The sequence below is a fragment of the Nocardioides sambongensis genome, assembly GCF_006494815.1.
In the GTDB taxonomy this organism is placed as follows: Bacteria; Actinomycetota; Actinomycetes; order Propionibacteriales; family Nocardioidaceae; genus Nocardioides; species Nocardioides sambongensis.
Map to the genome: position 1 here is coordinate 2,456,637 of NZ_CP041091.1, position 12,580 is coordinate 2,469,216.

Genomic DNA, 12,580 nt, shown 5'->3' on the forward strand with positions numbered 1-12,580 from the left:
ACCCTGCAACGATGGACAGCGCGCGTCCGCGCACCCCACCCGAGGAAGGTACGACGATGAACCCTGCCGCCTGGCACCCGGACCCGACCGGCCGCCACGAGATGCGCTACTGGGACGGGTCCCAGTGGACCGACCACGTCGCCGACAACGGTGAGGTGAGCGCGGACCCGCTGCTCGGCCCGGGAGCGGGCGCTGAGTCCGGCGGCACCGAGGCTGCGGCCGACACCGGGGCGGCGACCGACGAGTCCTCCTCCGGCGACCTGCTGAGCGACGACGCCCCGACCGACGCCCAGGCCGATGACTCCCCGGGCGACGACGCTCTGGCCGACGACGCCCTGGCCGACGACGCTCCGGCCGAGGAGCCTGCGGACGCGCCCTTCGCTGGGATGACCCAGGTCGCGCACCCGGCCGCGGCCCAGCCCGCCGAGCAGCCCGCCGAGCAGCCCGCCGAGCAGGCCGTGACCCGGGCCTATGTCGCCCAGGCGCCGGCGAGCGCGCAGCCGCCCGCCTACACGCCGCAGCAGGCGGCACCTCCGCAGGCGGCTCCGCAGCACCACCCGGCACAGCCCGGCGCCGCGGTCCCGTCCGCCGAGTTCGGCGGGATCACCGGCGACCTGATCGACGGTCGCTACAGCGAGGTCGGCGGCGAGGGCGCCGTACTGCAGAACAACCGCCTCCTGCGGGTGCGGATCACCGAGCCGTTCATGGCCAAGCAGGGGGCGATGGTCTCCTACCAGGGCGACGTCAACTTCGCCTACCAGGGCGGCGGCGCCGGCAAGTTCCTGAAGAAGGCGTTCACCGGCGAGGGACTCTCCCTGATGCGGGTCGACGGGCGCGGGGACGTGTTCTTCGCCGACAGCGCCAAGCACGTGCACATCCTCCGGCTCACCAACGCCGGGCTCTCCATCAACGGGAAGAGCGTGCTGGCCTTCTCCGCCTCCTTGGACTGGAACGTGGAGCGGGTCAAGGGCGGGTCGATGGCGGCCGGTGGGCTGTTCAACACGACGTTGCGCGGCACCGGCTGGGTCGCGGTCACCACCGACGGCGAGCCGGTGGTGCTCAACGCCGCGGACGCGCCGACCTTCGCCGACGCCAACGCGTTGGTGGCCTGGTCGACCCAGCTGCAGACCTCGATCCGCTCCACCTTCACCGCCGGCTCACTGGTCGGTCGCGGCTCGGGCGAGGCCTTCCAGGTCGCGTTCAGCGGCCACGGCTTCGTGATCGTGCAGCCCGCGGAGGGTGGGGTCGTCGCTCCGCACACCCACTGACGCGAACGCCCGGGCGCACGAGTCGCCGGTCGGCCCCGCCCCAGGAGGCGGGGCCGAGCCCGGCGCGGGCCTCCCCCAGTTCAGGGAACGCTCAGCGTCCGCTCATCGGATGTAACAACACTTCTGTAGCCTGAACACCATGAACCAGGCCTTCCAGAACGCGGGTGACAGCGTTCGTGCTGGCCTCGAACAGATCCACGAGACGATCGCCGAGGTCAAGCCGAAGCTGCGCGGCTGGCTGCACCTGGCAAGCACCCCGCTGGTCCTGGCCGCCGGGATCGTGCTGATCGCGCTCTCCCCGACCGCGGCCACCCGCGTCGGTTCGGCGCTGTACGTCGTCTCCGCGCTGCTGCTGTTCGGAGTCTCGGCGACCTACCACCGGGGGACGTGGTCACCGCGGATGTGGCGGTTGCTGAAGAACTTCGACCACTCCAACATCTTCCTCTTCATCGCCGGCTCCTACACGCCGTTCGCGCTGATCCTGCTCGAGGGCACCTCCCGCGTGGTGATGCTCTCGGTGGTCTGGACCGGCGCCCTGCTCGGCATCGCGTTCAAGCTGTTCTGGCCCGGCGCACCACGGTGGATGTCCGCGCCGATCTACATCGCGCTCGGCTGGGCCGCGATCTTCTTCATCCCCGCGTTCTTCGACGGCGCGCTCGAGCTGGGCCTCGGCATCGGCATCGCGATCTTCGTGCTGATCTGCGTGGGTGGCGCGCTCTACACCGCCGGCGGCGTGGTCTACGGCACCCAGTGGCCCAACCCCTGGCCGCGCACCTTCGGCTTCCACGAGATCTTCCACGGCTTCACCGTGGCCGCCTTCATCGTGCACTACGTCGGCGTCTCGATGGCCACCTACTCGCTGCGGTGAGCGTGGTCGCCGGCTGAGCCCGGCGGCGTCAGCGCCGCCCGAGCAGCACCAGCACCTCCGCGTGCGCGGTCTGCGGGAACATGTCGAACGTCTGTCCCCGGGCCACCCGGTAGGCGCCCATCCGCTCCAGATCCCGACCCAGCGTGACCAGGTTGCAGCTGGAGTAGAGCACCTGCGGCACGCCGGACCCCTCCAGCCAGTCGGCCAGGTCGGACCCCAGCCCGCGTCGCGGCGGGTTGACCACCACCATCTCGGGACGCTGCTCCACCCCGCTCCCGATCGCGTACGACGTCGCGTCGGCCGCGAGGAACCGCAACCGCCCGAGCGGGCGGCCCCGGGCCGCCGCCTCGTCCCTGCTGCGCTCGGCGCCCGCGACGGCGTCGCCGCTGATCTCGACGCCGGTCACGGCGCGGTCCGGGGCCGCGGCGTGCAGGGCGAACCCGCCGACCCCGCAGTAGAGGTCCCAGAGCGTGGCCGGCGCCGCGTCCGCGATCCAGTCCCGGGCCCGGGCGTAGAGCGCGGCGGCGACCGCGGTGTTGGTCTGGAAGAAGCTGCGCGGCCCCAGGTGGAGCGTGTGGTCGCCGAGGCGCATCGGCAGGGTCGCCTGCTCGGTGAGGACGATCTCCCGCTCACCCTCCAGCAGAGCGGCGTGGGCCGGCTGCACGTTCAGGGTGACCACCCGCAGCGCCGGCAGCTGCTCGTGCAGCCCGTCGAGGTGCTTGCGGATCCGGGCCTGCGCCTCGGTCGAACGCAGCACCCACCGCACCATCAGCTCGCCGTCGGGCGACTCGGTGACCAGCACGTGCTTGAGCTCGCCGCGCCGCGTGGCGATGTCGTAGGGCTCGAGCGCCGCCCGGGTGACGAACGCGGCCAGCGCCGGGAGCGCCTCCTGGATCCCGGGCGTGTGCAGCGGACAGTCCTGCAGGTCGACCCCACCGGCGCCCACGGACCGGCTCCCCCCGCGGGGGCCGAGGATCCCGAGCACCGGGTCGGCGACCGTGCCGGTGACCACCATCTTCGCCTTGTTGCGGAACCCGGCGGGCGCGCTGGGCCGGGGTGCCAGCCAGGCGGTCGCGGCGTCGGAGGCTGACGCGACGGCCGTGCGGGCTGCGGTGTCCTTGGCGGCCAGCTGGTCGTCGTACGGGGTGGTGAGCCAGGTGCAGGACCGGCACTCGCCGGCCCGGTGGTGGGCACAGTCGAGGGTGCCCGTGCTGACCCGAGCGTTCAGGACTTGTCCTTGCCGGCACGGCCGTAGAGGGCGCCGACCACCTTCATCAACTGCTGCTCGGACTTCTCCGTGCGCGCGAAGGTGGTCAGCGCCATCGCCGGCTTGAAGCGCTGCCGGGCGATGGCGTGGGGGTAGGTGAACTCACGGAGTCCGTCGGCCCCGTGGATCCTCCCGAAGCCGGAGTCGCCGACGCCGCCGAAGGGCAGGGTCGGGATCCCGGCGAAGGAGATCACCGAGTTGATCGCGGTCATCCCGGCCCGGAGCCGCTCGGCGATCTCCATGCCGCGCTTGGCGGAGAAGACCGTGGAGCCCAGTGCGTAGCGGGTGCCGTTGGCCAGCCGCACCGCCTCGTCCATGTCCCGGACCTTGGCGACGGTCACGGTCGGCCCGAAGGTCTCCTCCTGCTGGGTCGAGGAGTCCTCGGGGACGTCGACCAGCACCGTCGGCTGCACGTAGCGCTCACCGACCGCGTCCGGGCCTCCGACGAGCGCCCGTCCGCCGCCGGCCAGCGCGTCGTCGATGTGGCGGCGGATCACGTCCATCTGCTTCGGCATGGTGATCGGCCCGACCTGCTCCCCCGGTCCGGACCGGAGCTGACGCGCCTGGTCGACGATCTCGGTGAGGAACGCGTCGTAGACCCGCTCGTGCACGTAGACCCGCTCGACGCCGGCGCAGGTCTGGCCGGCGTTGCCGCAGGCACCCCACAGCGCGGCCTCGGCTGCCTCGGTCAGGTCGGCGTCGGAGTCGACCAGCAGCGCGTCCTTCCCGCCGGCCTCGATCACGACCGGGGTGAGCGTCTCCGCGCACGCGGCCATCACCCGCTTGCCGGTCGCGGTCGAGCCGGTGAAGGCCACCTTGTCGACACCTGCGCGGCACAGCGCGGAGCCGGTCTCGCCGTACCCGGTGACGACCTGGAGCACCGGGCGACCGACCGCCTCGAGGAAGGTGTCGGCCAGCCAGCGCCCGACACCGGGGGTGTACTCGCTGGGCTTGAAGACGACCGCGTTGCCGGCGGCGAGCGCGTAGGCGATCGAGCCGAGGGGGGTGAAGACCGGGTAGTTCCAGGGCCCGATCACGCCGATCACGCCGAGCGGGCGGTAGCCGACGCTGGCGGCCTGGTTGACCATCAGGAGGCCAGGCGAGACGCTGCGCCGGCCGAGCACCTTGCCGGCGTGCGCGGCTGCCCAGTGCAGGTGGTCGACGCCCAGGGAGATCTCGAGCAGTGCGTCCCCGGTCGGCTTGCCGGTCTCGGCGGTCGTCAGGTCGGCCAGCTCCGGCATCCGCCGGGCGATCACCCCGCGCCACAGCGCGAGCTGCTTCTTGCGGCCGGTGAACCCGAGGGACTCCCACCAGGTGGCCTCCCGGCGGGCCCGCTCGACGGCGTCACGGACCTCCTGCTCACCCGTGATCGGGTGGGTGCCGACCACCTCACCGGTGGCGGGGTCGAGCGAGTCGAAGCTGGCGTTGGAGGTCGGTGCGGCGGCATCGGTGCTGGTCACCCTCCGAACCTACTCCGACAGCGCGCGTCGCTGAATAGGGTGGGCCGGTGAACTCCGCGCTCGAGCCGTGGCTCTACGGGATCGGCACCGCGCTCCCGCTGCTGATCGGTGCTGCCGTCGGCCTGCGCTACGACCTGCCCCGCTGGCTGCTGGCCGCGCTGATGGCGTTCGGCGCCGGCACCATGCTCGCCGCGGTCTCGACCGAGCTGTTCCAGCCGGCCTTCGACGAGCTCGGCCTGCTCCCCGCCGGCATGGCGCTGATGGCCGGCACCCTGGTGTACGTCGTCGCCGACCGCCTGGTCGAGACCCGGCTCGGTCCCGCGGCCCTCGGACCCGCGCTGATGCTCGGGGCGCTGCTCGACGGGGTCCCGGAGAACATCGCCCTCGGCGTCTCCCTCACCGAGGGTGGGCTGGTGCTGCTGGTCGCCATCGCGGTCGGCAACATGCCCGAGGCGGTCGCCGGCGCGGCCTCGATGCGCGAGGACCACGCGATCGGACCGCGGCGCGGGATGGCGATGTGGACCGCGACCGCGGTGGCCCTGGCGCTGACCGTGCCGGCGGCCGAGGCGTTGTCCACCACGATCTCGACCGGCACCATCGCGGCGACCCAGGCGGTCGCCGGCGGTGCCACCATCGCGGTGCTGGCCGACTCGCTGATGCCGACCGCCTACCGCGACGGCGGCTGGTGGGTCGGGATCGCCACCGCGCTCGGCTTCCTCACCGCGTTCGCGCTGGGTGGCTGAGCATCGGGGCGGCTGAGCGTCTCGACCGCTGGACGACGCTCAGCCGCACCGCCCCGATCCGAGCGCGGCCAGGCCCGCCCGGTCGCCGGCGGCGTAGTCGAGCAGGCGGCCGTTGGAGGGATGCATCAGCTCGTTCACCGAGTCGACGTGGTCGAGGCCGAGCAGGTGACCGATCTCGTGCAGCAGCGTGGCACGCCGCACGGCATCGGGGTCGACGCCGCTGCCCGCGGCCGCGAGGTCGGCGCGGTCGTCGGTGTCCAGGGTGACCGCTCCGGTGACGTAGCGGCTCCACCCGCCGGACTCCTCGATCGAGCCGGCGCCGCCGAGCCCGACGACGTCACCACCCAGCTCGGCCACCTCGTCCTCGTCCGACCAGGCGAACAGCACCGGTTCGGCCCGCCCGAACCCGGGCACGAAGCGGGACTCCCAGACGGGACGGCGGTCGGTCTCGCCGTCGTAGGCGAACTGCAGACCGCTGATCGAGGACGCCTCGTCGAGGGCCTCGGCGACGACCTGGACCGCATCGGCCGGTCCGCCGTCGGGGTTGACCTCGTAGTGGATCTCGCGGCACGGGTCCCAGGCGACCGGCTCGGCGGGGTCGCCGGGCTGGGTGGCGAAGAAGGCGTAGGTGCCCTCGTCGGGGACGTTGGCGGGGATGCCCAGGGGTGCCTGGAGGCCGAGGAGCCGACGTACCGCCGAGAGGTTGCTGCCCGGCGCGAAGAGGACGACGCCGGCGAAGAGCACGACGCTCAGCAGCAGGACCAGGCCGGAGCGCCACCGATCACCCATCGGCCCAACCGCCGTCGGGCAGCTCGTCGGGTGAGGTGACCGGCCGCTCGCAGACCTGTCCCCGGCACACGTACGCCGCCGCCCGCCCGTCGACCGCCGTGCGCCCCTGGAGCAGGCCGATCCCGTCCACCGGGCCTTCCGCGGTGATCACCACCGCGCCGGGCAGCCGCAGCGCCCGCCGCTCCAGGGCGTCCCGGTCGGCCCCGGCGGGGCCGACGATCGCGACCTCGAGCGGTCCGTCGAGCAGCGTGACGGCCGCGGCCAGGCTCCACCCGGCGAACCGCGGCGCCTTCTCGGCGAGCAGCGACGCGGTGGCCAGCGCCCGTTCGGCCGCGTCGCGGAAACGACCCTCGCTGGTCAGCGCATGCGCCTCGACCAGCGCGTGCACCAGGCTGGAGAAGCCGCTGGGCGAGGCGTTGTCGCCGGGGTCGCGCGGGCGGGCCAGCAGCGCCTCGGCGTCGGCGTGGGTGTCGTAGAAGCCGCCGTCCGGTGCCGCGAAGCCGGTCAGCGCGGTGTCCAGCAGCGCGGTCGCGTGCCGCAACCAGCGCGGGTCGCCGGTCGCCGCGGCCAGGGAGAGGAAGCCCGAGGCGACACACCCGTAGTCCTCCAGCACACCGGCGTGCTGACCGGCGGCACCGTCGCGGGAGACGCGCAGCAGCCGCCCTCCCGGCTGCAGGTGCACCCGCTCGAGCAGCTCGGCGGCGGCGAGGGCCGCGTCGACGTACTCCGGTCGCCGGGTGCGCCGACCGACGTCGCACAGGCCGCTGATCGCGAGCCCGTTCCAGGCGGCGACCACCTTGTCGTCGCGGGCGGGCCGGGGCCGCTGCTCGCGCGCGTCGCGGAGTCGGGCACGGACCTCGGCCAGCCGTCGCAGGTCGTCGGCGCCGTTCGGCCGGTGCCGCAGCTGGAGGGTGGACGCACCCTCCTCGAAGGTGCCCTCGTTGGTGACGCCGAACAGCTCGGCCGCCCACCAGCCACGCTCCTCCCCGAGGGCGTCGGTCAGCTGCGACGGCGTCCAGGCGTAGAACGCGCCCTCACGACTCGGACCACCGGCCGAGACCGGACTGTCGGCGTCGAGCGCCGAGGCGAAACCACCCTCCGGGGTGCGCAGCTCCCGGAGCAGGAAGTCGGCCGTCTCGACGGCCACACGCTCGCCGTCCTCGGTGCCGAGGCGGGCGTAGAGCCCGACGAGCTGAGCGTTGTCGTAGAGCATCTTCTCGAAGTGCGGCACCACCCACCCGCGGTCCACCGCGTAACGGGCGAACCCGCCGCCGACCTGGTCGTACATGCCGCTGCCCGCCATCGCCGCGGTGGTGCGGGCGAGCATGTGCGCCGCTTGACGCCGCCGCTCGTCGTCGAGCAGCCCGGGCGTCGCCACCGCGCGCCGCAGGAACTCCAGCACCATCGTGGGTGGGAACTTGGGCGCGTCGCCGAACCCGCCGGCCATCGGGTCGAAGTCGCCGGCCAGCGCCTCCACCGCCGCCCCGATCCGTCCCGCATCGATCGGGTACGACGGCAGGGTCACCTCCCGCGCCAGGTGCTCGGCCACGCGGCCGGCGGTGGCCCGTACGTCCTCGCCGCGCTCCCGCCACGCCTGGGACAACGCAGCCAGGACCTGACGGAAGGCGGGCTGCCCGTGCCGGGGTCGGTCCGGGAAGTAGGTGCCGGCGAAGAACGGCGCGCCGTCGTGGTCGACCACCACGGTCATCGGCCACCCGCCGTTGCCGGTCATCGCGGTGGTCGCCTGCATGTAGAGCGCGTCCACGTCCGGCCGCTCCTCACGGTCCACCTTGATGCACACGTAGTCCGCGTTCATCTGTGCGGCCGTGGCCTCGTCCTCGAACGACTCGTGCGCCATCACGTGGCACCAGTGGCAGGCGGCGTACCCGACGGACAGCAGCACCGGGACGTTGCGCTGGCGCGCCTCGGCGAAGGCGTCCGGCCCCCACTCCCACCAGTCGACGGGGTTGTCCTTGTGCTGGAGGAGGTAGGGGCTGGTCGCTGCGTCGAGCCGGTTGGCCATGGCACCAGCGTGGCACGCCGGCGGGCGTGGGTGACCGGCACCTCCGGCGCCCGCGCGCCGGGTCCCCGTTCGCATCAGCCGACGTCGAGCACCGTCTCGCGCCGTGGCAGCACGACCCCGCGACGCACCAGCTTGAGGCTGTAGATCGTCTCCCCCGAGAGCCGGTGGCTGACGCCCGTGGCGATCACGATCGCGGCCATCAGCGGGAGGATGATCGAGTACTGCCCGGTCAGCTCGAACAGGATGATCACCGCGGTGATCGGGGCGCGGGCGGCGCCAGCGAAGACCGCGCCCATCCCGACCAGGGCGTAGGCGCCGACCGAGCCGGCGACCGAGGGCACCAGCTGGTGCATCACCGCTCCGAAAGCGGCCCCGAGCATCGCCCCGATGAACAGGCTCGGGGCGAAGACGCCCCCGGAGCCGCCGATCCCGATGGTCAACGAGGTGGCCAGCATCTTCCCGACCAGAAGCAGCAGCAGGAAGCCGACGGCGTAGTCCCCCATCGCGGCGTGGTCGAGGACCGGGTAGCCGACGCCGTACATCTCCGGGAGCAGGAGAAGCACCAGGCCCAGGGCCAGTCCGCCCACCGCCGGTCGCGCCCACTCCGGCCCGCGCCAGAGCGCGTCGCAGGCGTCCTCGACGGCGTAGAGGACCTTCGCGAAGACGACGCCGACGACGCCGGCCAGCAGACCGAGCAGCACGAACAGGCCGTACTGGGCCGCGTGGTCGACGCGGAACTCCGGCAGCGAGAGGAACGGCTCGTCGCCCATCAGCGCCCGGCCCAGCGCGGACGCGGTCACCGCGGCGGCGACCACCATCCCGAACGCCTGGGCGACGAAGTCGGCGAGGATCAGCTCGACGGCGAAGAACGCGCCGGCCAGCGGCGCGTTGAACGTGGCCGCGATGCCGCCCGCCGCACCGCAGGCGACCAGCAGCCGCACGCGCGCGACCGGGAGCCGACCGATCCGGGCCAGCGTCGAGCCGGCGGCCGCACCGATCTGCACGATCGGTCCCTCGCGGCCCACCGAGCCGCCCCCACCGATGCACAGCGCCGAGGCCAGTGCCTTGACCGCGACCACCGTCGGCGCGATCCGTCCGCCGCGCCGGGCGACGGCGTCCATCACCTCGGGCACGCCGTGCCCGCGGGCCTCCGGGGCGAAGCGGTGCACCAGCGGCCCGTAGATCAGCCCGGCCAGCACCGGGGCGAGCACCACGAACCACGGGCCGACCGACTCCCAACGGCCGTGACCCTCGCCGGCGACGGCGGCGTAGTCGTCGTAGCCGCTGAACAGCCGGGTGAAGGTGAGGATGAGCCAGCGGAAGACCACTGCGCAGAGAGCGGCGACCGCGCCGACGCCGACAGCCAGCAGGAGCATCCCGACGTCGGAGGAGAGCGTCCGCTGCCATCGCTCGGCGAACCGTGAGGAGCCGGACATCTGGCCGAGCTGCGAATCGGGCTGCGAATCGGGCGGGGGTTCGGGCGGCGCAGCGTCGGACATGCCTTGCATTATGCAATGATTGCTCGATGCAAGCCAAGGCGCCCGACGACGACCGCGAGGATCTCGTCGCTCTGCTGCTGACCGCCTCCCGGGCACTGGTCGGCGTCTCGGCCCGATCGCTGGCCGACGTCGAGGAGTCCGTCTCGCTGGCCCAGTTCCGCACCCTGGTGGTGCTGCGCTCCCAGGGTGCGAGCACCCTGCGTGAGCTGGCCACCCGGCTCGGCGTGAACTCCTCCACCGCGATGCGCTCCGTCGACCGGTTGGCCACCGCCGGCCTCGTCGAACGGCGCGCGAGCGACGAGGACCGGCGCCAGGTCGCGATCACCCTGAGCGGCTCCGGCGCGGAGCTGGTCGACGAGGTCACCCGGCGACGTCGTACGGCGATCGCGACGATCGTGGAGCAGATGCCGACCACACAGCGCCGCCACCTGGTCCGGGCGCTGCTCGCATTCGCCGAGGCGGCGGGCGAACCGCTCGCCGCCGAGGACGCCGGCCGGCTCGGCTGGTGACTGACTCGTCCGGGACGGTCGGACCGATCGGTCTGGTCAGACCGGCCCCGGGCGCGCCACCTGCGCCGCCAGGCGCTCGGGTGCCTGGATGCAGTAGGAGTCGGTGAGGAGCTCGGTCAGCTCGACCCAGTCCGTCTCCTCGTCGAGAACCATCCCGACCGCGTTGCCGCCCACCCGGAAGTAGGGCTCGCCGAGATGGGCGAAGGCCATCACCTCACCGGCCTCGGCCCGGAAGGTGATCCGGAAGAGCTGGTCCTCGCCGCCGAAGACGTGGGCCACGGTCGCGTTGCCGACCCGCCAGCGCACCCCGGTCCATGCGGCCTCCTCCTCGCAGCGCGGCAGCTCCGCAAGGATGCCGCGGAGCCTCTCCACCCAGACCAGCGGTACGTCGGGGCGCTGCACACGTCGAGCCATCCGCGCAGCATCCCAGGAGTCACCGACAACGCGATCCGGCCCACCCGCCGTCCCCAGTGCCGGGCGCTGGGCCGACCCTCCACAGGGCCGTGCGCGATCGCGATCCGAGCGCCGCGGACTTCCTAGCGTCGGCGAGGCCGGAGAGCCCGGCACCGAGTCTCGGGAGGAGACCCCATGACCACCATCAGTCCGACCACCCCGACCACCCCGACCACCCCGATGCGCACCGGCCGGCGCCGCGTCGCCCTGACGCTGCTCGCCGTACTCGGCCCCACGGTCGGCACGCTCGCCGCGCTGACCGTGCCGAGCGTTGCCGAGACCGACACCCGCGCCCCCGCCCGCCTCGCCGGCAAGACCATCGTCGAGGTGTCCGGCAGCGCCGCGAACGGCTTCTCCATCCAGCGCCTGGACGGCACCACCGAATACCCGCCGACCGATTCCGAGGCGATGGCGGAGTGCGGGGAGTATGACAAGCGCTTCCGTCGCGCGCGCTGTCGCGCCGAGGTCAACCAGTGGTACGCCGACCTCGCCGAGATGCGCCGGACCATCAACTACTACCAGCGCCTCTTCGACTGAGCGCGACCCGTCGAGCCGACCTGACCCTGCCGACCTGACCCGGCAGATCCGATCGGGCGGGGAGGCCCGTCCGGCCGTCGTGGGCCTGAGACTACGGTGGGAGGCCCACGACGGAAGGAATGCGCAGATGACCGCGACGGGCGAGGACGCCACCAACACCATCGACGGCGGGCTGGAGAAGGTCGGCGTCGTCGGCGGCGGACTGATGGGATCCGGCATCGCCGAGGTCGCGGCACGCTCCGGCCGCTCGGTCGTCGTTGCCGAAGCCACCCAGTCCGCCGCCGACGCCGCGCGGGCCCGGATCGAGAAGTCGTTGCAGCGCGCCGCCCAGCGCGGCAAGCTCGAGGACCCCGAAGGCGTGCTCGGACGCATCGGGTTCTCGGCCGACCTGGACGCACTCGCCGACCGCGACCTCGTGGTCGAGGCGATCGTGGAGAACGAGGACGCCAAGACCGAGCTGTTCGCGCGACTCGACAAGATCGTGGCCGCCCCGGACGCGATCCTGGCCTCGAACACCTCCTCCATCCCGATCATGAAGCTGGCGGTCGCCACCTCGCGCCCGCAGCAGGTGCTCGGCATCCACTTCTTCAACCCGGTGCCCGTGCTGTCGCTCGTCGAGCTCGTCCCGTCGCTGATGACCGCCGAGGCGACAACCGAGCGCGCCCGCTCCTTCGTCCAGGACGGCCTGGGCAAGCACGCGATCGACTGCCAGGACCGCGCCGGCTTCGTGGTCAACGCGCTGCTGATCCCGTTCATCCTCTCGGCGATCCGGATGTACGAGTCCGGGTTCGCCAGCGCCGAGGACATCGACTCCGGCCTGGTCCGGGGTGCCGCGCACCCGCAGGGCCCGCTGGCGCTGGCCGACCTGATCGGCCTGGACACCACCAAGGCCGTCGCCGAGTCGCTCTACGAGGAGTTCAAGGAGCCCCTCTACGCTCCCCCGCCGCTGCTGGCCCGGATGGTCGACGCCGGCCTCCTCGGCCGCAAGGCCGGGCGCGGCTTCTACACCTACGGCTGACCGCGTCGGTCGGTGAGGCCGCCCGCGCCTCACCGACCCTTCGCCCGCTCCTCGGCGACCCTTCGCCCGCTCCTCGGCGACCCTTCGCCCGCGCCTCACCGACCCTTCGACCCGGCGCGACCGACCTCTCGACCGCACGCCCGCGA

12 protein-coding genes are annotated in these 12,580 nt (G+C 73.1%); 6 read left to right on the forward strand and 6 right to left on the reverse strand.

The genetic code is table 11. The features are described 5' to 3' along the window. Positions 1-11: 11 nt before the first annotated feature. On the forward strand, positions 12-1,268 hold the full coding sequence (locus FIV43_RS11570) for an AIM24 family protein (protein ID WP_231123082.1): 1,257 nt from the start codon (positions 12-14) through the stop codon (positions 1,266-1,268). Positions 1,269-1,407: 139 nt separating this feature from the next. Beyond that, positions 1,408-2,136: a PAQR family membrane homeostasis protein TrhA gene (gene trhA, locus FIV43_RS11575; RefSeq protein WP_141014254.1), complete on the forward strand. Its 729-nt coding sequence runs from the start codon at positions 1,408-1,410 to the stop codon at positions 2,134-2,136. 28 nt (positions 2,137-2,164) lie between these two features. On the opposite strand, the gene rlmC is transcribed toward trhA, so the two are convergent. Further along, positions 2,165-3,364 carry a 23S rRNA (uracil(747)-C(5))-methyltransferase RlmC gene (rlmC, locus tag FIV43_RS11580; RefSeq protein WP_141014255.1) on the reverse strand — a complete coding sequence of 400 codons (1,200 nt, stop codon included), beginning with the start codon at positions 3,362-3,364 and terminating at the stop codon, positions 2,165-2,167. Next, positions 3,361-4,863, reverse strand: coding sequence for an aldehyde dehydrogenase family protein (locus FIV43_RS11585; protein WP_141014256.1), 1,503 nt, complete (start codon positions 4,861-4,863; stop codon positions 3,361-3,363). Before FIV43_RS11585 ends, rlmC begins: the two co-directional genes overlap by 4 nt. Before the next feature lie 47 nt (positions 4,864-4,910). On the opposite strand from FIV43_RS11585, the gene FIV43_RS11590 reads away from it, so the two are divergent. Next, positions 4,911-5,606, forward strand: a complete 696-nt coding sequence (locus FIV43_RS11590) for a ZIP family metal transporter (protein ID WP_141014257.1) — start codon at positions 4,911-4,913, stop codon at positions 5,604-5,606. A 39-nt stretch (positions 5,607-5,645) separates the two neighbouring features. Here FIV43_RS11590 and FIV43_RS11595 read toward each other — a convergent pair whose 3' ends face one another. The 3 genes from FIV43_RS11595 to FIV43_RS11605 all read right to left on the reverse strand — a co-directional run bounded on the left by FIV43_RS11595 (position 5,646) and on the right by FIV43_RS11605 (position 9,917). Further along, a complete protein-coding gene (locus tag FIV43_RS11595; protein ID WP_141014258.1) occupies positions 5,646-6,395 on the reverse strand; it encodes a matrixin family metalloprotease in 750 nt (249 codons plus the stop codon). Beyond that, positions 6,388-8,418, reverse strand: coding sequence for a thioredoxin domain-containing protein (locus FIV43_RS11600; protein ID WP_141014259.1), 2,031 nt, complete (start codon positions 8,416-8,418; stop codon positions 6,388-6,390). The genes FIV43_RS11595 and FIV43_RS11600 overlap by 8 nt, the downstream gene beginning before the upstream one ends. A gap of 74 nt (positions 8,419-8,492) precedes the next feature. Continuing rightward, positions 8,493-9,917 (reverse strand): chloride channel protein, encoded by a 1,425-nt coding sequence (locus FIV43_RS11605; protein ID WP_231123084.1) that lies wholly within the window; start codon positions 9,915-9,917, stop codon positions 8,493-8,495. Between the two features lie 26 nt (positions 9,918-9,943). Between FIV43_RS11605 and FIV43_RS11610 the strand changes: the two genes are divergently transcribed. Then, entirely contained in the window at positions 9,944-10,426 is a 483-nt protein-coding gene (locus tag FIV43_RS11610) for a MarR family winged helix-turn-helix transcriptional regulator (protein ID WP_141014260.1), read from the forward strand. Positions 10,427-10,462: 36 nt separating this feature from the next. Here FIV43_RS11610 and FIV43_RS11615 read toward each other — a convergent pair whose 3' ends face one another. Beyond that, the gene (locus tag FIV43_RS11615; RefSeq protein ID WP_141014261.1) at positions 10,463-10,840 is read right to left on the reverse strand and encodes an MmcQ/YjbR family DNA-binding protein; all 378 of its coding nucleotides are present in this window, start codon (positions 10,838-10,840) and stop codon (positions 10,463-10,465) included. Between the two features lie 174 nt (positions 10,841-11,014). Between FIV43_RS11615 and FIV43_RS11620 the strand changes: the two genes are divergently transcribed. Then, a complete protein-coding gene (locus tag FIV43_RS11620; protein ID WP_141014262.1) occupies positions 11,015-11,416 on the forward strand; it encodes a hypothetical protein in 402 nt (133 codons plus the stop codon). Positions 11,417-11,543: 127 nt separating this feature from the next. Continuing rightward, positions 11,544-12,434 carry a 3-hydroxybutyryl-CoA dehydrogenase gene (locus FIV43_RS11625; RefSeq protein ID WP_141014263.1) on the forward strand — a complete coding sequence of 297 codons (891 nt, stop codon included), beginning with the start codon at positions 11,544-11,546 and terminating at the stop codon, positions 12,432-12,434. Positions 12,435-12,580: the final 146 nt, after the last annotated feature.